At 73.7% G+C, this 17,475-nt stretch carries 21 protein-coding genes and 1 pseudogene; 10 read left to right on the plus strand and 12 right to left on the minus strand.

Features of this window, described 5'->3' with window-relative positions; all coding sequences use genetic code 11:
- Positions 1–18 precede the first annotated feature (18 nt).
- Positions 19–1,086, plus strand: coding sequence for a cation diffusion facilitator family transporter (locus tag IE94_RS0127115; RefSeq protein WP_030189286.1), 1,068 nt, complete (start codon positions 19–21; stop codon positions 1,084–1,086).
- A gap of 25 nt (positions 1,087–1,111) precedes the next feature.
- Here IE94_RS0127115 and IE94_RS0127120 read toward each other — a convergent pair whose 3' ends face one another.
- The 3 genes from IE94_RS0127120 to IE94_RS0127130 form a co-directional block, all read right to left on the minus strand.
- Positions 1,112–1,669, minus strand: coding sequence for a YbaK/EbsC family protein (locus IE94_RS0127120; RefSeq protein WP_030189288.1), 558 nt, complete (start codon positions 1,667–1,669; stop codon positions 1,112–1,114).
- Positions 1,670–1,712: 43 nt separating this feature from the next.
- Positions 1,713–2,285, minus strand: coding sequence for a helix-turn-helix domain-containing protein (locus IE94_RS0127125; protein WP_030189290.1), 573 nt, complete (start codon positions 2,283–2,285; stop codon positions 1,713–1,715).
- A gap of 154 nt (positions 2,286–2,439) precedes the next feature.
- Positions 2,440–3,246 carry an acyltransferase gene (locus IE94_RS0127130; RefSeq protein WP_030189292.1) on the minus strand — a complete coding sequence of 269 codons (807 nt, stop codon included), beginning with the start codon at positions 3,244–3,246 and terminating at the stop codon, positions 2,440–2,442.
- 107 nt (positions 3,247–3,353) lie between these two features.
- Between IE94_RS0127130 and IE94_RS0127135 the strand changes: the two genes are divergently transcribed.
- On the plus strand, positions 3,354–3,890 hold the full coding sequence (locus tag IE94_RS0127135; RefSeq protein ID WP_030189295.1) for a gamma carbonic anhydrase family protein: 537 nt from the start codon (positions 3,354–3,356) through the stop codon (positions 3,888–3,890).
- 78 nt (positions 3,891–3,968) lie between these two features.
- On the opposite strand, the gene IE94_RS0127140 is transcribed toward IE94_RS0127135, so the two are convergent.
- On the minus strand, positions 3,969–4,592 hold the full coding sequence (locus IE94_RS0127140) for a DedA family protein (protein WP_030189297.1): 624 nt from the start codon (positions 4,590–4,592) through the stop codon (positions 3,969–3,971).
- A gap of 82 nt (positions 4,593–4,674) precedes the next feature.
- Positions 4,675–5,112, minus strand: coding sequence for a DUF4442 domain-containing protein (locus IE94_RS0127145; protein ID WP_030189303.1), 438 nt, complete (start codon positions 5,110–5,112; stop codon positions 4,675–4,677).
- A 206-nt stretch (positions 5,113–5,318) separates the two neighbouring features.
- Between IE94_RS0127145 and IE94_RS0127150 the strand changes: the two genes are divergently transcribed.
- Positions 5,319–6,353 (plus strand): DUF8017 domain-containing protein, encoded by a 1,035-nt coding sequence (locus tag IE94_RS0127150; protein WP_030189305.1) that lies wholly within the window; start codon positions 5,319–5,321, stop codon positions 6,351–6,353.
- A gap of 29 nt (positions 6,354–6,382) precedes the next feature.
- On the opposite strand, the gene IE94_RS0127155 is transcribed toward IE94_RS0127150, so the two are convergent.
- From IE94_RS0127155 to IE94_RS0127170, 3 genes are all read right to left on the minus strand, one after another.
- Positions 6,383–7,228, minus strand: coding sequence for a spermidine synthase (locus IE94_RS0127155; protein WP_030189308.1), 846 nt, complete (start codon positions 7,226–7,228; stop codon positions 6,383–6,385).
- A gap of 31 nt (positions 7,229–7,259) precedes the next feature.
- Positions 7,260–8,429, minus strand: coding sequence for an elongation factor Tu (tuf, locus tag IE94_RS0127160; RefSeq protein WP_030189310.1), 1,170 nt, complete (start codon positions 8,427–8,429; stop codon positions 7,260–7,262).
- 291 nt (positions 8,430–8,720) lie between these two features.
- Positions 8,721–9,443 carry a DNA alkylation repair protein gene (locus tag IE94_RS0127170; protein ID WP_030189312.1) on the minus strand — a complete coding sequence of 241 codons (723 nt, stop codon included), beginning with the start codon at positions 9,441–9,443 and terminating at the stop codon, positions 8,721–8,723.
- A 49-nt stretch (positions 9,444–9,492) separates the two neighbouring features.
- Between IE94_RS0127170 and IE94_RS0127175 the strand changes: the two genes are divergently transcribed.
- The 3 genes from IE94_RS0127175 (at position 9,493) to IE94_RS0127185 (ending at position 11,662) form a co-directional block, all read left to right on the plus strand.
- Positions 9,493–10,290: a TVP38/TMEM64 family protein gene (locus IE94_RS0127175; RefSeq protein WP_030189314.1), complete on the plus strand. Its 798-nt coding sequence runs from the start codon at positions 9,493–9,495 to the stop codon at positions 10,288–10,290.
- A 238-nt stretch (positions 10,291–10,528) separates the two neighbouring features.
- On the plus strand, positions 10,529–11,404 hold the full coding sequence (locus IE94_RS0127180) for an undecaprenyl-diphosphate phosphatase (RefSeq protein ID WP_030189321.1): 876 nt from the start codon (positions 10,529–10,531) through the stop codon (positions 11,402–11,404).
- A gap of 63 nt (positions 11,405–11,467) precedes the next feature.
- Complete coding sequence (locus IE94_RS0127185) at positions 11,468–11,662, plus strand: hypothetical protein (protein WP_030189324.1); 195 nt, start codon at positions 11,468–11,470, stop codon at positions 11,660–11,662.
- Between the two features lie 216 nt (positions 11,663–11,878).
- On the opposite strand, the gene IE94_RS0127190 is transcribed toward IE94_RS0127185, so the two are convergent.
- Positions 11,879–12,619: an SDR family oxidoreductase gene (locus tag IE94_RS0127190; protein ID WP_030189326.1), complete on the minus strand. Its 741-nt coding sequence runs from the start codon at positions 12,617–12,619 to the stop codon at positions 11,879–11,881.
- Between the two features lie 172 nt (positions 12,620–12,791).
- On the opposite strand from IE94_RS0127190, the gene lnt reads away from it, so the two are divergent.
- Entirely contained in the window at positions 12,792–14,366 is a 1,575-nt protein-coding gene (gene lnt, locus IE94_RS0127195; protein ID WP_030189328.1) for an apolipoprotein N-acyltransferase, read from the plus strand.
- Here the strand turns inward: lnt and IE94_RS0127200 are convergent.
- Positions 14,290–15,195 (minus strand): Gfo/Idh/MocA family protein, encoded by a 906-nt coding sequence (locus IE94_RS0127200; RefSeq protein ID WP_030189330.1) that lies wholly within the window; start codon positions 15,193–15,195, stop codon positions 14,290–14,292. The two genes, lnt and IE94_RS0127200, sit on opposite strands and share 77 nt — an antisense overlap.
- 13 nt (positions 15,196–15,208) lie before the next feature.
- Positions 15,209–15,469: pseudogene (locus IE94_RS36120) on the minus strand (monooxygenase); the annotation flags it as partial.
- Between the two features lie 90 nt (positions 15,470–15,559).
- Here IE94_RS36120 and IE94_RS38450 point away from each other — a divergent pair.
- From IE94_RS38450 to IE94_RS0127220, 3 genes are all read left to right on the plus strand, one after another.
- The gene (locus IE94_RS38450) at positions 15,560–15,706 is read left to right on the plus strand and encodes a hypothetical protein (RefSeq protein ID WP_425337985.1); all 147 of its coding nucleotides are present in this window, start codon (positions 15,560–15,562) and stop codon (positions 15,704–15,706) included.
- A gap of 41 nt (positions 15,707–15,747) precedes the next feature.
- On the plus strand, positions 15,748–16,260 hold the full coding sequence (locus IE94_RS0127215; protein WP_030189333.1) for a DinB family protein: 513 nt from the start codon (positions 15,748–15,750) through the stop codon (positions 16,258–16,260).
- Between the two features lie 145 nt (positions 16,261–16,405).
- On the plus strand, positions 16,406–16,870 hold the full coding sequence (locus IE94_RS0127220; protein ID WP_245235321.1) for a hypothetical protein: 465 nt from the start codon (positions 16,406–16,408) through the stop codon (positions 16,868–16,870).
- Positions 16,871–16,914: 44 nt separating this feature from the next.
- Here the strand turns inward: IE94_RS0127220 and IE94_RS0127225 are convergent, their stop codons facing one another.
- On the minus strand, positions 16,915–17,457 hold the full coding sequence (locus IE94_RS0127225) for a hypothetical protein (RefSeq protein ID WP_030189337.1): 543 nt from the start codon (positions 17,455–17,457) through the stop codon (positions 16,915–16,917).
- Positions 17,458–17,475: the final 18 nt, after the last annotated feature.

Consider the following 17,475-nt stretch of genomic DNA (forward strand, 5'->3'; position numbering starts at 1 on the left):
ACACCGGAAGGGGCACCCATGAGCGACCCGCACCGGCACCACCCCGATCACCACCGGCACGAGCACCCGCGCCCCGGCCCCTCCCCCGCCGCCCGGTGGCGCCGGGGCGCGCACCGTCTCGCCCACCGGCTCACCCCTCATTCCCACGAGAGCGCCGAGAAGCTGGACCCGGCCCTGGAGTCCTCGGCCCGGGGCCTGCGCGCGCTGTGGGTGTCGCTGGCGGTGCTGGGCGCGACGGCGCTCGTGCAGGCGGCCGTGGTGGTGGTCTCCGGATCGGTGGCGCTGCTCGGCGACACGGTGCACAACACCGCGGACGCGCTGACCGCCGTCCCCCTGGGCATCGCCTTCATCCTGGGTCGGCGCGCGGCCACCCGGCGCTTCACCTACGGCTACGGCCGGGCGGAGGACCTGGCCGGCGTCGCGATCGTGCTGACGATCACGGCCTCCGCGGTGCTCGCGGCGTGGACGGCGGTGGACCGGCTGCTCGACCCGCGCCCGGTCGCGCACGCACCGGCCGTCGCCGCAGCCGCCCTGGTCGGCTTCGCGGGCAACGAGTGGGTGGCCCGGTACCGGATCCGCGTGGGCCGGGAGATCGGCTCCGCCGCACTGGTGGCCGACGGGCTGCACGCCCGCACCGACGGCTGGACCTCGCTGGCGGTGCTACTGGGCGCCGGTGGCGCGGCGCTCGGCTGGCGGCTGGCCGACCCGGTCGTGGGGCTGGCGATCACGGCCGCGATCGTCCTGGTCCTGCGGGACGCGGCGCGCGAGGTGTTCCGGCGGCTGATGGACGCGGTCGACCCGGCGCTGGTGGACCGGGCCGAGGACGCCCTGGGCGGGGTCCCCGGCGTGCGCGGGGTGGGCGAGCTGCGGCTGCGCTGGATCGGGCACCGGCTGCGGGCCGAGGTCGCGCTGGTGGTGGACGGCGAGGCGACGGTCCGCGAGGCCCACCGCATCGCCGTAGCGGCCGAGCACGCCCTGCTGCACGCGGTGCCGCGGCTCACCGCCGCCCTGGTCCACGCCGACCCGGCACCGTCACCGGGCGAGGCGGATCCGCATCTGGCCCTCGCCCACCACGCCACCGCGTGACGGGTGCCGGCTGCCGGCTGCCGGGTCACGCCACGCCGAGCCCTTCCAGGACCTCGGCGCCGGGCAGCTCCGCGAAGGCCTTGCCCGGCACGAGGAGCTTGCCGCGCCGGCGTCCGCTGCCGACGAGGACGTACGGCAGGTCGACGACGGCCGAGTCCACCAGCACCGGCCAGTCGCCGGGCAGGCCGACCGGGGTGATGCCGCCGTACTCCATGCCGGTCTCCCCGGTGGCCGTGTCCATCGGCGCGAAGGAGGCCTTGCGCGCCCCTAGGCGACGGCGTACGACGCCGTTGACGTCGACCCGGGTGGTGGAGAGCACCACGCAGGCGGCCAGTGTCGTGCCGCCGCCCCGCTTGCCGGAAACCACGACGCAGTTGGCGGACTGTTCGAGCAGCTCACGGCCGTAGTGCTCGACGAAGGTGGCGGTGTCGGCCCACTCCGGCTCGGTGTCGACGTAGAGAATCTGGTCGGCGGGTACGGTGCCGCTCCAGTGGCGTACGGCGTCGGCGACCGGGCGGGTCAGTTCGTCGAGGCGGTCCGGGGCGGGTGCGGCGCTGTCGAAGTTCCCGATGGGTGCGTGCATGGCGGCACGCTAACAACCGCCGGGGCACCGGCGGACGGCCGTCTCAGCGGACGGGCGGCACCGAAACCGCCATGATCATCTCCATCGGGTCGTCGCCCTCGTTGCCGTACGTGTGCGGGGTGTCGGACTCGAAGGAGGCGCTCGCGCCCGCCGGTACGCGGTGGGTCACCCCGTCGACGGTGAGGGCGAGTTCGCCCGACGTGACGTGCACCAGCTCGACCGTGCCGGTGGGGTGCGGGTCGGAGGGGCTGTGCTCGCCCGGCATCAGCCGCCACTCCCACATCTCCAGCGGGCCGGGCGCCTCCACTCCGGCAAGGAGCCGGCTGAAGCTGCCGGCGTCGGTGTGCCACAGGCGTACGGCCTGTTCGGCGGGGACGACGCGGACCGTGGGGCCCTGCTCCCAGTCGAGCAGCGTGGTGATGCTGACGCCCAGCGCGTCGCCAATCTTCACGACGGTGCCGAGGCTGGGGTTGGTGCGCGCCTGCTCGATCTGGATGAGCATGCCGCGGCTGACCCCGGCGCGCGCCGCGAGCGCCTCCAGGGTGAAGCCGCGCTCGGTGCGCCAGCGCTTGACGTTGCGCGCCAGGGACTGGGTCAGCAGGTCGAGGTCCGCCACGTTCCGTCCAGGGACTCGTACAGGTGCGTGCATGGTTCCGGATGACGGTGCGGCGGACCGGACTACGGTCTGCTGCACCCGAAGGTCCACCGAACTGTACTGCGGCGCGACCGGATCGTGACAGCGCGCTCGGCCGCCGCCCCGGGCGGTTCCCTCAGCCCTCGGCGGCCGGTTCCGCGAGTCTGCCCGGCGCGCGCTCCGGCTCCTCGTCCAGCGCGGCGAGACGGGCCACCGCCTCGTCGTCCAGCTGCGACAGCTCCCGCAGCTGCCCCGGCGTGATCCCGTCGGGGATCGGCACCGGCGCCGGGGTCCGCAGCGGCGGCTGCCAGCCCTCGGCGGGCGTCCAGCGCCGTACGACGCGGGCGGGGGCGCCCGCCACCACGGCGTGGTCGGGGACCGCGCCCCGGACCACGGCACCTGCGGCCACGACCACGTTCCGCCCGATGCGCGCGCCGGGCAGGATCACCGCGCCGGTGCCGATCCAGCAGCCGGGGCCGATCTCCACCGCGTCCATCCGCGGCCACTGCTTTCCGATGGGCTGGTGCGGGTCGTCGTAGGAGTGGTTGGTGGAGGTGACGTAGACGTAGGGGCCGACGTAGCAGTCGCTGCCGATGGTGACGGTGGTGTCCGCGATGACGTGGCTGCCGCGGCCGAGGACGACCCCGTCGCCGATGCGCAGGATCGGCTCCGGGCCGAGGTCCAGGTCGGGCATGAGCCCGGCGGTCAGCGTGACCTGCTCGCCGATGATGCAGTGGGCGCCGAGGTGGATCCAGGGCTCGCCGAAGACCGTGCCGAGCGGGAAGGCCAGCCGGGTGCCCGTGCCCAGCGCGCCGAAGCGGAACCGCCCCGGGTGGGCGGCCGTGACGGAACCGGTGCGCTGCACCCAGGCCCAGCCCGCGTGGACGGCCCGCTGGGCGAGGCGGCTCCGCCAGGACGAGAACGTGTTCTTGCGGTGGGGCACCCGCTCACGGTAGTCCGCGCGCGCCGGGGCCAGGACCGCACCGTGCTGTGATCTTCACCCCACCGGGTGGCGTACGGTGCCGTACAACACCCGAGCAGGAGGCGAAGATGACGCAGAAGGCGCTGATCAAGGGAATCGGCGGCAAGGACCCGCAGCTGGACGCGGAGGCCTTCGTGGCGCCGACGGCCTCGGTCATCGGGGACGTGACGCTGCACGCCGGGGCGAGCGTCTGGTACGGCGCGGTGCTGCGCGGCGACGTCGAGCGGATCTCCGTCGGCGCGAGCAGCAACGTCCAGGACAACTGCACGCTCCACGCCGACCCCGGTTTCCCCGTCACCGTCGGAGAGCGCGTCTCCATCGGGCACAACGCCGTGGTGCACGGCGCCACCGTCGAGGACGACTGCCTGATCGGCATGGGCGCCACGGTCCTCAACGGCGCGGTGATCGGCGCCGGGTCGCTGGTGGCGGCCCAGGCCCTGGTCCCGCAGGGGATGCGGGTGCCGCCGGGATCGCTGGTCGCGGGGGTGCCGGCGAAGGTGAGGCGGGAGCTGACGGAGGAGGAGCGTCAGGGGGTCACGCTGAACGGCACGGTGTACGCGGCGCTGGCCGGGCAGCACCGGGAGGCGCTGGGGCACGATCTGTGATCGGCCGTCCACGGCTCGGTCGGGGTCGCGCGGGCTCTTCCCCGCGTCCCTTCGGGGCGCGCTCCTTCGGGGCGCGCTTCACTCCTCGGCAGTGATCGGCCGGGCCTTGCCCGCCCTGCGCTTGACGATCAGCATGGAAGCGACGCCGATCAGGACGGCCACGACCAGGCCCAGCCACGAGAAGCGCTTGAGCCAGTCCTCCGCGACGACGCCGACGTAGTAGATGACGGCGGTGGTGCCGCCCGCCCAGACGATGCCGCCGAGGACGTTGGCGATCAGGAACTTCCAGTACGGCATCCGCAGCACACCGGCCAGCGGGCCCGCGAAGATGCGCAGCAGGGCGACGAAGCGGCCGAAGAACACGGCCCACATGCCCCACTTCTGGAAGGACCGTTCGGCGGTGGCGACGTGGCCCTCGCTGAAGTGCTTGGGGAACTTCCCGCCCAGCCAGGCCAGCAGGGGCCGGCCGCCCTTGCGGCCGATGGCGTAGCCGATGGAGTCGCCGATCACCGCGCCCGCGCTGGCGCAGGCGCCGAGGACGAACGGATCGATCCCGCCGTGCTGCGACGACAGCAGGGCCGCCGACACCAGGATGATCTCGCCGGGCAGCGGAATGCCCAGGCTCTCCAGACCGATGACCAGCGCGACGACGGCGTAGACGGCCACCGCGGGAACCGTGTCGAGCCATTCCTGGACGTGCAACGCCCCACCCTCCGCTTCGCGTACCTGCTTCCCGGTGCGCCTCGATCGAGGCGCACCGGGAAGCCTACCGGGTCGGCGGAGGTCAGCTGTTGGGGCGCAGGGTCCATATGACGGTCATCTCACCGGTGACCGCTCCGTCCTCGCGCCGGATGGCGACGCTCACCGGGAACTCGGGGCGGCTGCCGGCGTCCAGTTCGGCGACGACCTCCGCGACGGGGCGGCCCAGGGTCGCGGTGGCGGTGACCGGGCCGAGGGCGATCTTCTTGAAGGCGATCTCCGCGGTGACCGGCAGCGGCACCGCCCGGGAGAGCTGGTCGCCGAAGGCGGCCAGCACGATCGCGCCGCTGGCCGACTCGCCCAGCGTGAACATGGCTCCGGCGTGCGGTCCACCGACGTGGTTGCGGTACTCGCTCTGGTCCGGGAGAGCCAGGACGGCCTTCTCCGGGGTGGTCTCCAGGTACTCGAGGTTCAGGGTCCGGACCATCGGCACCGTGGCGGCGAGCAACTCGCCGATCGACATCTGATCTGCGCTCATGACGGCAGGTTACCCGCGAGTAGCAAGGAGGGCCAGACGCCCGGGAAGATCTCCGTATGCCCGGATCCCGCCAACTCCTCACCACCGTCGGGGAGTACGCCCCGGCCCGGTTCTGAGCCCCCCATTTCGGTACGTCCCTGACAAGGCCCGGTGACCGAATCGTGTCCTGGGCGGCATTAGGGTGACTGCTCATGTGGCCAGGACAGCAGCCGCCCGGGGGCGAGCAGAACCCGCAGAACAATCCGTACCAGCAGCCGGGGTACCAGCAGCCGAATCCGTATCAGCAGCCCGGCTACCAGCAGCAGCCCGGCCCGTACGGGCAGCAGCCGTGGAGCACGCCGCAGCCGGCCACCGTTCCGCAGCCGGCGGCGGGCGGCGGTGGCGGCGGTGGCAACCGGACGAAGCTGGTCGCGATCATCGCGTCCCTCGCCGTGGTGGTGGCCGCGGGCGTCACCGGGTTCCTGGTGCTCGGCGGTGACAAGGACGACCAGGCGGACGACGGCAAGGACAAGAAGACGTCCGCGAGCCCGACCGTGGAGAAGTCCGAGTCCCCCACCGTCGACCCGTCCGGCTCCGGCTCCGGCTCCGGCTCCGAGGAGAACCCGCGCGGGGGCGAGGGGGCGAAGGCCACCATCGACGGCTGGAAGGTCGTCGCCAACCCGCGCTTCGGCACCATGTTCGACGTGCCCGCGGACTGGGAGATCGAGAGCACCGACACCAGCGTCGGCTTCGAGTGGGAAGAGGACGGCAAGACCGACCGCACCACCGTCACCGCCCCGGCGTATCTGAAGTCCGAGTGGTGCACGACGGACGAGAACAAGGACGGCCGCAAGGAGAGCACCTCGCTCGCCACCACCGGCACCCGGGGTGAGAGCGGTGCCAAGACCACCGACCAGGCGGCCGAGACACGGGTGCCGTGGTGGATCTACGGCGGTTACACGCAGCCCGACAAGAAGAGCGTGAAGTACGGCAAGCCGAAGGCGTACACGACCGCGTCCGGCATCAAGGGCAGCGTCATCACCGCGCACTCGGAGGGCACGTCCCAGAAGGGCAAGTGCGACACCGAGGGCAAGGCGATCACCTTCGCGTTCAAGAACAGCGCGGGCGACATCGTCACCTGGAACCTGTACGGCGCCAAGGGCGTCAAGGACGAGGTCCCCGAGGCGACGGTCCAGAAGATCCTCAGCACCGTCCGCCTCACCGAGGAACCGCCGACCGAGTCGTAGCGCACCCGCGCCGCGGGCACGTACGCCGCTCAGCCGATACCGAAAGCCCCGGCGGGAGGCTCGGGCGACGGTACGGCGTCCTCGTCGCGCACCGGACGGGCGTCGCCGACGAAGTCCCGCAGAGCGGGCCCGTGCTCGACCCTGGCCGGGAAGGCGTCGGCGGCGGTGCGCCGGGCCAGCGCCGCGGTGTCCAGCGGCCGGTGTGCCGCGACCAGCACCGCGTTGCCGAAGCGGCGCCCGCGCAGCACCCCCGGTTCGGCGATCAGCGCCAGCTCCTCGAAGAACGCGGCGAATCCGGCCAGTTGGCCGCGCAGGAAGGCGAACGGCGCCCCGTCGGCCAGGTTGGCCACGTACACGCCGTCGGGGCGCAGGACCCGGGCCGTCTCGCGCACGTAGCCGACGGACGTCAGGTGCGCGGGCACCCGCGAGCCGCCGAAGACGTCCGCGACCAGCACGTCGGCCGAGTCCTCGGGAGCCGCCGCGAGCCAGGCGCGGGCATCGGCGCCGTGGGCGGTGATGCCCGCGCCGGCGGGCAGCGGCAGGTGCTCGGCGACCAGGTCGAGGAGCCCCCGGTCGGCCTCCACCACGTCCTGTCGTGAGCCGGGCCGGGTCGCGGCCACGTACCGGGGCAGGGTGAACGCGCCGCCGCCCAGGTGCAGGACGTCCAGCGCCCGCCCCGGCTCGGCGACCATGTCCAGGACGTGGCCGAGCCGGCGCGTGTACTCGAACTCCAGGTGCGCCGGCTCGTCCAGGTCGACGTACGACTGCGGTGCCCCGTCGACGGTGAGCAGCCAGGCCCGTTCCCGGTCGACGTCGGGCATGAGCTTGGCGGTGCCGTGGTCGGTGACGCGGCTGACGGGTATGGCTTCGTTCACCTGCCCATTGTGCCGGTGCCCGGCGGGGCGCTCACCCCACGGCGGTCACCGTCCCCGCGCCCACCGTGCGCCCGCCCTCGCGGATCGCGAAGCCGAGCCCCGTCTCCAGCGGCACGTCCCGTCCCAGCTCGACCGTCATGGTGACGGTGTCCCCGGGCCTGGCGACGGCCACCTCGCCGAGGTCCACGTCGCCGACCACGTCCGCGGTCCGGAGGTAGAACTGCGGCCGGTAGCCGGTGGCCAGCGGTGTGGAGCGACCACCCTCGCGCGTCGACAGCACGTACACCCGCGCCGTGAAGCGCCGCGCGGGCACGACGCTGCCGGTCGCGGCGACCACGTGCCCACGGCGCACGGTGTCGCGGGCGACGCCGCGCAGCAGCAGCGCCACGTTGTCCCCGGCCTGGGCCTCCTCCATCGGCTTGCCGAAGGTCTCCAGGCCGGTGACGACCGTCTCGACGCAGGCCCCGAGCACCTCGACCCGGTCGCCGACGCGGACGGTGCCGCGCTCGACGGCGCCGGTGACCACGGTGCCGCGGCCGGTGATGGTGAGCACGTTCTCCACGGGCAGCAGGAACGGCGCGTCCAGGTACCGCTCGGGCATGGGCACATACGTGTCCACGGCGTCGAGCAGCGCCTCGACGGACGCCGTCCACCTCGGGTCGCCCTCCAGGGCCTTCAGCCCCGAGACCCGTACGACGGGCACGGCGTCGCCCCCGTAGCCGTGCGCGGTGAGCAGCTCGCGGACCTCCAGCTCGACGAGGTCGGTCAGTTCCTCGTCGCCCGCGTCGGCCTTGTTCAGCGCGACCACGATGTGGTCGACGCCCACCTGCCGCGCGAGCAGCACGTGTTCGGCGGTCTGCGGCATGATCCCGTCGAGCGCGGAGACGACGAGGATCGCCCCGTCCAGCTGGGCGGCGCCGGTGACCATGTTCTTGACGTAGTCGGCGTGGCCGGGCATGTCGATGTGCGCGTAGTGGCGGGTGTCGGTCTCGTACTCGACATGCGCGATGTTGATGGTGATGCCGCGCGCCGCCTCCTCCGGGGCGCGGTCGATGCGGTCGAACGGCACGAACGTGCCGGCCCCGCGCTCGGCGAGGACCTTGGTGATGGCGGCGGTCAGGGTGGTCTTGCCGTGGTCGACATGGCCCATCGTGCCGATGTTCAGATGCGGTTTGGTGCGGACGTACGCCGTCTTGGACATGGCGGTACCTCGAAGCCTCGTGGCGGTGGCGGGGACCCCTGGGGCCGGCCGACCCTCCCCCTGCGGGGTCCGCCGGACGATCCGGGGAGGGTCAGCTTCGGGCGCCGTCGACTGCGGCGGTGAAGTGGGCGACGGCAGCCTTCGGGGCATCCGCGACCGCGGATGCTGCGAGGTGGAAGGCGTACCGGAACATGACGCCGATCATCGCCGACGCTTCGTCCCACGTCGAATGGTTTTGGGGGGAAGGGGAGTTCGACACCTTCGTGGCCCCCCCCGTGCCGGGGGGCGGGGTTAGGGACCGATGGTCCGCAGCGCCTGCCGGACGGACAGCGGTGAGAGGCGGCCGCGGTGTTCGGCCACGAAGGCGCGCACGGCGTCCGGGTCGGTCTTGGCGTACTCGCGCAGGCACCAGCCGACGGCTTTGCGGACGAAGAAGTCGCCGTGGGCCGACTGGCGCACGCAGTAGCCGAAGAGGCGGTCGGTGTCGGTGTGTTTCCTGTAGCGCAGCTGGTGCAGGAGCGCCGCGCGGACCAGCCAGCGGTCCTCGTCCTCGATCCAGGCGTCCATGTCGGCCGTGAGGCCGCGGTCGGCGGTGACCAGGCCGCCGACCACGTGCGCGGCGAGCAGGTCGACCGTGTCCCACCAGGAGACCGTGGTGAGCAGGTGGCGGACCACGGGCAGGAAACCCGACGAGCAGTGCGTCACATACCGGCGCAGGTAGTCGACGGCGAAGTAGTGGTACTCGCGCTCGGGCAGCCGCCAGCAGCGCAGCGCGACCGCGGTGCGGTCCGCCTCGTCCGGTGGGGGCGCACCCGCCAGCACCGTGCGGGAGAGGGAGCGGCGAACGGGCGAGGTCAGGCCCAGGAAGGGGGCCACGTCCTTCATGTACGCCCGCAGCCCGGCGGCCCGCTCGGGGTCGGCCGCGGCCGGGTACTCGACGGTGAGCCGCTCCAGTACCGTGTCGGCGAGGGCGCTGGGCGGCGCATCCGGAATCGGCCGGGCTGTGACGCTCATGAGACGCACCATACGGCGATCACACACATTTGTCGGTTAGTGTCACCGGATGCTCGATGCCACCACCCGCTCTGGGGGCACCGCCACGGTCTCTCCCCGGACCGCCGCCACCGAACTCGCCGTCGCCACCACCGAACTCGCCGTCGCCACCACCGGACCGGTCGCGCCGACCGGCTTCGCCGCGCGTGCGATCAGAGTGCTGCTGTCGCCGTGGTCGCGGCTCTCCCTGCTGGTCGCCCTGCTGGCCTCGGCCGCGACGGCGGTGGTGCTGTTCCAGCCGCAGCAGTTGCTGACGGACGGCTGGCCGCCTCAGCTCGGGGGTGCCGCTGCGGCCCTCGCCTACGCGGTGGCGTACGGACTGTGCACGGTCGCCTTCGTGCCGCGCCCGCTGCTCAACCTGGCGGCCGGCGCCCTGTTCGGCTCGCAGCTGGGGCTGGCCTCCGCGCTGGCGGGGACGGTGCTGGGCGCCGGGATCGCCTTCTGCCTCGGCCGGATCCTCGGCCAGGAGGCCCTGCGGCCGCTGCTGCGGGGCAAGTGGCTCAAGGCCGCGGACGGCCAACTCAGCCGGCACGGCTTCCGCTCGATGCTGGCGGCACGGCTGTTCCCCGGGGTGCCGTTCGCCGCCGCCAACTACTGCGCCGCCGTGTCCCGCATGGGCCTGCTGCCCTTCCTGCTGGCGACGGCGCTCGGCTCGATCCCCAACACCGCCGCCTACGTCGTCGCCGGGGCCCGCGCCTCGACGCCGACCTCTCCCGCCTTCCTGATCGCGATGGCCTGCATCGCCCTGCCGGGGCTCGCGGGTGCGGTGCTGGCCTGGCGCAAGCGGCACCGGCTGCGCGGGCACTGACGGTGCGGCCACGTCGTCCGCCACGAGGACCTGACCGCCCGGCCGCAGGCTGCCGGACGGACGGTGACGGACCTCGCGGTGGTGCGGGAGCCCGCTCACCCCCGTGGTCCGGGGTTCATTTCGGGGCGCTACGCTGCCCCTCGGCACGCCAGGTCCCGATCACCACAGGCGACGGTTCGGCGTGTCCGCCGACCGTTTCTCGCCGTTCCCCGATCGCCGCTTGGACTGACGCAACGCCATGTCTTGGTTTGAATCCCTCATCCTCGGACTCGTCCAGGGGCTGACCGAGTTCCTCCCCGTGTCCTCCAGCGCGCACCTGCGGCTGACCGCGGCGTTCTCCGGCTGGCACGACCCGGGCGCGGCCTTCACGGCGATCACGCAGATCGGCACCGAGGCCGCGGTGCTCATCTACTTCCGCAAGGACATCGGGCGGATCATCGCGGCGTGGACGCGCTCGCTCACCGACAAGTCGATGCGCCACGATCCCGACGCGCGCATGGGCTGGCTGGTCATCGTGGGCTCGATCCCGATCGGTGTGCTCGGCCTGACGCTGAAGGACCAGATCGAGGGCCCGTTCCGCGACCTGCGGATCACCGCCACGATGCTGATCGTCGTCGGCGTGATCATAGGCATCGCCGACCGGATGGCCGCCCGGGACGAGAAGGGCGGCCGGCACCGCGCGCCGCAGCAGCGCAAGGAGCTGACGAACCTGGGCGTGCGGGACGGCCTGATCTACGGCCTGTGCCAGGCGGCGGCCCTCATCCCGGGCGTCTCCCGCTCGGGCGCCACCATCAGCGGCGGACTCTTCATGGGTTACCGGCGCGAGGCCGCCGCGCGGTACTCGTTCCTGCTCGCGGTCCCGGCGGTGCTCGCGTCCGGCGTGTTCGAGCTGAAGGACGCGATGGAGAGCGACCACGTCTCCTGGGGACCGACCCTCTTCGCGACGGTCATCGCCTTCGGCACCGGCTATGCGGTCATCGCGTGGTTCATGAAATTCATTTCCACCAAGAGCTTCATGCCGTTCGTCTGGTACCGCATCGCGCTCGGCATCGTCATCATCGCCCTGGTGGCGACGGGCGCCCTCAGCCCGCACGCCGCGGAGTCCTCCGGCTGAGCCGAGTCGCTTGGGTAGCCGTCCGGTAGCGCAGTGTCAGTGCTTGCCCCTAGGCTTGTCGGCATGTCCCCCGATTACGTGATGCCTGGTTCCGTGCGGTCCGCCGCGGAGCTGAACGATCAGATCCGCGCGCTGTGGCGGCGCGCGGGCGGGACCCTGTCCGCACAGGAGCGTGTGGAGTACGAGCTGCTGGTGGTCGAGTGGGCGACCGCGATCCGCGGCGAGGTCATGGAGGGCGGGGTGATCGAGGCGGCCTGACCGGCCGTCCGGCCACCGCACGACCCGGCCACCCCCGGCCGCCGCGTGCCACCCCCCAGCCGCCACGCCACGACCCGGCCGCCACGCCCCTACCGCCCCGCCACGACCCGCCGTCCGGCGCACGACCCGGCCGCCCCGGCCGCCCCGGCCGCCCCGCCACAACCCGGTCTCGCCCCTGCCGCCCCGCCTCGACCCGCTGTCCGGCGCAGGCCCCGGTCAGCGCCCGCCCGCCACCCGAAGCACCGTCCCCGTCGTGTACGACGCCTCCGGCGACAGCAGCCAGGAGATCGCCGCGGCGATCTCCTCCGCCCGGCCCGCGCGCCCCAGCGGCACCGCCGCCCCCATCCGCACCGCCCGGCCGGCATCGCCCGCCGCCGCGTGCATCTCGGTGTCGATCACCCCGGGTGCGACGGCGTTGACCCGGATCCCGTCCGGGCCGAGCTCCTTGGCCAGGCCCAGCGTCAGTGCGTCGACACCCGCCTTGCTCGCCGCGTAGTGCACGTACTCCCCCGGGCTGCCGAGGGTCGCGGCGCCCGAGGACACGTTCACGATCGCCCCGCTCCCCCGCGGCGTCATCAGCCGCGCGGCCCGCCGGGCGCAGAGCAGCACGCCGAGCAGGTTGACGTCGAGGACCCGGCGCAGGTCCGCGGTGTCGCTGTCGGCGAGCCGACCCAGCGGGCCGGTCACGGCCGCGTTGTTCACCAGCCCCGACACCGGGCCCAGCCGCTCCTCCGCCGTGTCGAAGAGCCGCTCGACGTCGGCCTCGACGGAGGTGTCCGCCCGCACCGCGACGCCGCGGCCGCCCGCTTCGCGCACCCCCGCCACGACCGCTTCGGCGGCCGCGGAGTCGCGCGCGTAGCCCACGACGACGTCATGGCCCTCCGTCGCGAGGCGCAGACAGGTCGCCGCACCGATCCCCCGGCTGCCGCCGGTGACCACCGTGATGGGCCGGGTCATTGAGTACCTCCACGTTTTTGATCGATCATCGATCATCCTAGGTCGGGCCTCACCCGCTGGACAGCCCTCGGTGTGCCCCGCACGGCCTTCGGTGTGATCAACTGAATTCGCCCTCGTCGCGTGCGCACACTGCAGGGATCGCCGGGTAGGGATCATCGGTAGGGAGGAGTCCATGAAGACGCTCGACCACTGGCTCGCCTCCCGGTGGCGGCGCTCGGCCGTCGCCGTGCTCGCCGGGGCCCTGCCCGTGCTCGCCTTTCCAGGCCCTGCGCTGTGGTGGTGGGCCTGGTTCGCGCTGATCCCCTGGATCCTGCTGGCCCGGACCGCGCCGGGCGGCAGGCGCGCGGCGTACGACGGGTGGTGCGGCGGGTTCGGCTTCGTGCTGGCCATGCACCACTGGCTGCTGCCCAACCTGCACGTGTTCACGTTCGTCATCGCCGCGCTGCTCGGCGCGCTGTGGGTCCCGTGGGGCTGGCTGGTGCACCGGACGCTGGGCGGGGCGCCGTCGGCTGGCCGGGTCGCGGCGGCCCTGGTGGTGCTGCCGTCGGGCTGGCTGCTGGCGGAGCTGGTCCGCTCCTGGCAGGGGCTCGGCGGCCCCTGGGGCATGCTCGGCGCCAGCCAGTGGCAGGTGGCCCCGGCGTTGCGGCTCGCCTCGGTGGGCGGCGTGTGGCTGCTCAGCTTCCTGGTGGTGAGCGTCAACGTCGCGCTCGCCGTCCTCGTCGCCGTGCGCCGGGCGAGGGTGCCGGCCCTGGCCGGGCTCGTCGCCACGGCCGCGGCCACCTCGGCGGCCTGGATCTGGTCACCGCGCCCCGACACCGACCAGCGGGTCGCGATCGCGGTGGTGCAGCCGGGCGTCGTCGCCGGGGCGGACAGCGCCGACCGGCGGTTCGACCGCGAGGAGCGGCTGACCCGGCAACTCACCGACCGGGACCTCGATCTGGTCGTCTGGGGCGAGAGCAGCGTCGGCTTCGACCTGGACGACCGGCCGGACCTCGCCCGGCGGCTGGCCGCGCTGTCCCGGGAGACCGGCGCGGACATCCTGGTCAACGTGGACGCGCGGCGCTCCGACAAACCCGGCATCTACAAGAGTTCGGTGCTCGTCGGCCCCGAGGGCCCGACCGGCGACCGGTACGACAAGATGCGGCTCGTCCCCTTCGGCGAGTACGTGCCCTTCCGCTCGGTGCTCGGCTGGGCCACCTCCGTGGGCAAGGCGGCGGGCGAGGACCGCAGGCGGGGCACCGAGCAGGTGGTGATGGACGTCGGCGACGGACTGCGGATCGGGCCGATGGTCTGCTTCGAGAGCGCCTTTCCCGACATGAGCCGCAGCCTCGCCGCCGACGGTGCCGAGGTGCTGGTCGCCCAGTCCTCGACCTCGACCTTCCAGCACACCTGGGCGCCCGAGCAGCACGCCTCGCTCGCCGCGCTGCGCGCCGCCGAGACCGGCCGGCCGATGGTCCACGCGACGCTGACCGGCGTCTCCGCCGTCTACGACGCGAACGGCAGGCGGATCGGCTCCTGGCTCGGCACCGGCGCGAGTACCTCACGGGTGTACGAGATCCCGCTCGCCCACGGCACCACGCCCTACGTCCGCTACGGCGACTGGACGGTGTACGCGGCGCTGCTGGTCCTCGCCGCCTGGGGCGCCGCGCAGGGCGCGGGGGCGGCGCGGCTCAGGCGGAGCGGCCGAGCACGGCCCGCACCACGCGCTCGCACAGCTCATGGGTCTCCAGCGCGTCCCGGGCACTGAGCACCTCCCCGGAGCGCACCGCGTCCAGGAAGGCGAGCACCGCCTGCTCGATGCCGCGCTGGCGGGCCACCGGCACCCAGTCGCCGCGCCGCCGCACGGTCGGCTGGCCCTTGTGGTCGATCACCTCGGCGAGGTTGACCACCTGGCGCTTGGTGTCCTGGCCCGAGACCTCCAGGATCTCCTCCGCCGAGCCGCTGAGCCGGTTCATCACGCCGAGCGCGGTGAAGCCGTCCCCGGCGAGCTGGAGCACGACGTGGTGGAGCAGGCCGTCCTCGGCACGGGCGCGCACGGTCACGTCGTCGACCGGTCCCGGCACCAGGAACCTCAGCGTGTCGACGACGTGGATGAAGTCGTCGAGGATCATCGTGCGCGGGTCCTCGGGCAGCCCGGTGCGGTTCTTCTGCATGAGGATCAGCTCGCGCGGGTGCTCCGCGCACTGCGCGTACCCGGGGGCGTGGCGCCGGTTGAAGCCGACGGCGAGGCTGGTGCCGCGCTCCTCGGCGAGGGCCACCAGGCGCTCGGAGTCGGCGAGTTCATAGGCGAGGGGCTTGTCCACGTACGTGGGGACGCCGGCGTCCAGCAGCCGGGCCACGATCTCGGGGTGGGCGGCGGTCGGCGCGTGCACGAAGACGGCGTCGAGCCCCTGGGCGAGCAGCGCGTCCAGGTCGGCGTGGCGCTGCGCCGGGGGGATGCGCAGCTTGTCCGCGACCCGGGTGAGGGTGGCCGGGGTACGGGTCTGCAGGTGCAGCTCGATCCCGGGGAGGGCGGCCAGCACCGGCAGGTAGGCCTTCTGCGCGATGTCACCGAGTCCGATGCAGCCGACCTTCACGGGCTGTGCTCCTCTACCGTTCGTTGTGCTCGCCGACCTGGGTCCGCCGGGAAGCATACGGGGGCTGCGGGGGCCGCCAGTCGGCGATGCCGTCGAAGCCGCGCAGGAACGGGGCCGGTCCGGCCCTGGACAGGGCGGACATCGCCGCGTCGCGGACGGCGGTCGAGGCGCGGTTGCCCATCAGGTCGAGGCGGGCCACCTTGACCGCCCGGTGGGCGATCGCGGTCGTGCGGAACAGCCGGGCGGCCGTGCGGGCGGCGAGGTACTGGCTGTGGCGGGTGTCGGCCGACGCCTTGGTGGCCGCGCCGGCACTGGCGACGCGCCGGGCGTCACCCGCAACCGCGCGCTGACGCCGGCCCGGCACGTGCTGTCGCCTCTGGCCCGGGCGGACGGCCTGATGTTCAGCGGTCCGACCGGGACCTTCCCCGCCGAGGTGCCGAGCCTCCACGAGGTGCGGTCGGGGGTGCGGGAGCTCCTCGGGGGCATGCCGGGCGGCGGTTCGGACAGCTGAAACCCCTGGTGGGACCGTCCGTTGTGGGCGAGGATGCCGGGATGACGACCGAACGCCGCGAACCCCCCGTCGACGCCGACGAACGCACGATGCTGGAGGGCTGGCTGGAGTACCACCGGCAGACCCTCGCCTGGAAGTGCGAGGGACTCACCGACGAGCAGTTGCGGACCGCCGCCGCGGCACCGTCGACGCTGACCCTGATGGGACTCGTCCGGCACATGGCGGAGGTGGAGCGCAGCTGGTACCGCAGGGTGCTGGCGGCCGAGGACGCGGGCCCGATCTACTACTCCGACGAGGACCCGGACGGCGAGTTCCGGCTCACCGAGTCGGACACCTTCGCCGAGGCCCACGCCACCTGGCAGGCCGAGATCGAGGCGGCCCGGCGCAACACGGCCGGGGTCCCCCTGGGCGAACCGACCCGGGGCAGGCACCTGCGCACCGGCGAGCGCTACACCCTGCGCTGGATCCACACCCACATGATCGAGGAGTACGCGCGCCACAACGGGCACGCGGACCTGATCCGCGAGCGGCTCGACGGAGCCACCGGCGACTGACGTCACCCCGGGTCACCCACGGGACTCCGTACGGGGCCGGAGATCACCCGTGCGGGGCAACCTCCGCTCGTCCGGCGCCGGTCGGGGGCCCCGAACCAGCAGAGTGGCGCGGGTGCATCGAACGACGACCACCGCAACGCTTCTGGTGACCGTGGCTGTCTCGGCCCTGACCGGCTGTACGACGGTCGGGGCCCCGTCCCCGGCCGAACCGTCGGCGGCGGGCGCGCGCTCGTTGGCGCCCCGCCCGGACGGCCCGGCGGAGCCCCGCGTCGTCCAGGCCCCGGCGCGGGAGGCCCTGGAGATGATCGAATCCTCCCCGAGCCCGGAGCGCACCGGCGGAGAACCGCGCCGCACACAGCCCTCCGCGCCCCCGTCCGCCCCGCACCGTCCCCCGGCCGCCCACGCCCCCGAACGGCGGCCCGCCCGTCCGGCGGCACCGGCGCACACCCGGGCGCCCGAGCCCTCCCGGCCCCGTGTACCGGACCTCCCCCGCGTGTCCGGCGACGGCACCGGCGGGAAGGCGGACGTGTGCTCCCTCGGCAAGCAGTACGGCGGTTGGCGGCCCGGCAGCCCCGAGGCCCGCATCTGCGAGCAGGCGTACGGCCGCTGAGCCCGGCCCGCCCAGCGCAGGGACGGGCCGGGCCGGGGCCGGAGCTAAGGGCGCTGCCGGGGCGGGCGGCCCCAGCCGTCGGGCCGGTCGGGCCCCTCGGTGTCCCGGGCGGCCCGGTCCAGGCGCTGCTCCAGCCGGTCGATCGAGGCGCGCACGCCCTCCCCGTAGCGCCCGGGCGCGAGGGACCGGGCCGCGGCGCGGGCGCGCCCCAGGTGCAGCCGGGCGGCCTCCCGGTGACCGAGCCGGTCGTAGTCCGCGGCCACGTTCAGATGGAGGGAGGGGTAGAGGGCCCGGGCGGCGGACGTGCCCTCGTGTGCGTCGGCGGGCGGGCCCTGCGTCAGTTCCTCGGCGGCCGACAGCGCCCGCAGGTCCCAGGCCAGCTCCTCCGCGGGGTCGTCCTGGGTGTCGGCCAGGTAGTGGGCCAGCGTGCAGCGGTGCAGGGCGTCGCCGTGCTCGCCGATCTCCGCCCACAGGCCGAGGAAGCGGCGCCGGGCCTCCTCGCGGTCGCCCGCGTGGTGCAGCATGGCGACCTGACCGATCCGCGTCAGCACGGCATCCGGCGCCGCCTGCTCCTGTCCCTTCGCCACCGCGTCCTCCGTGCCCTC

Origin of the sequence: Streptomyces violaceorubidus (assembly GCF_000717995.1) — a bacterium.
Lineage (GTDB): Bacteria > Actinomycetota > Actinomycetes > Streptomycetales > Streptomycetaceae > Streptomyces > Streptomyces violaceorubidus.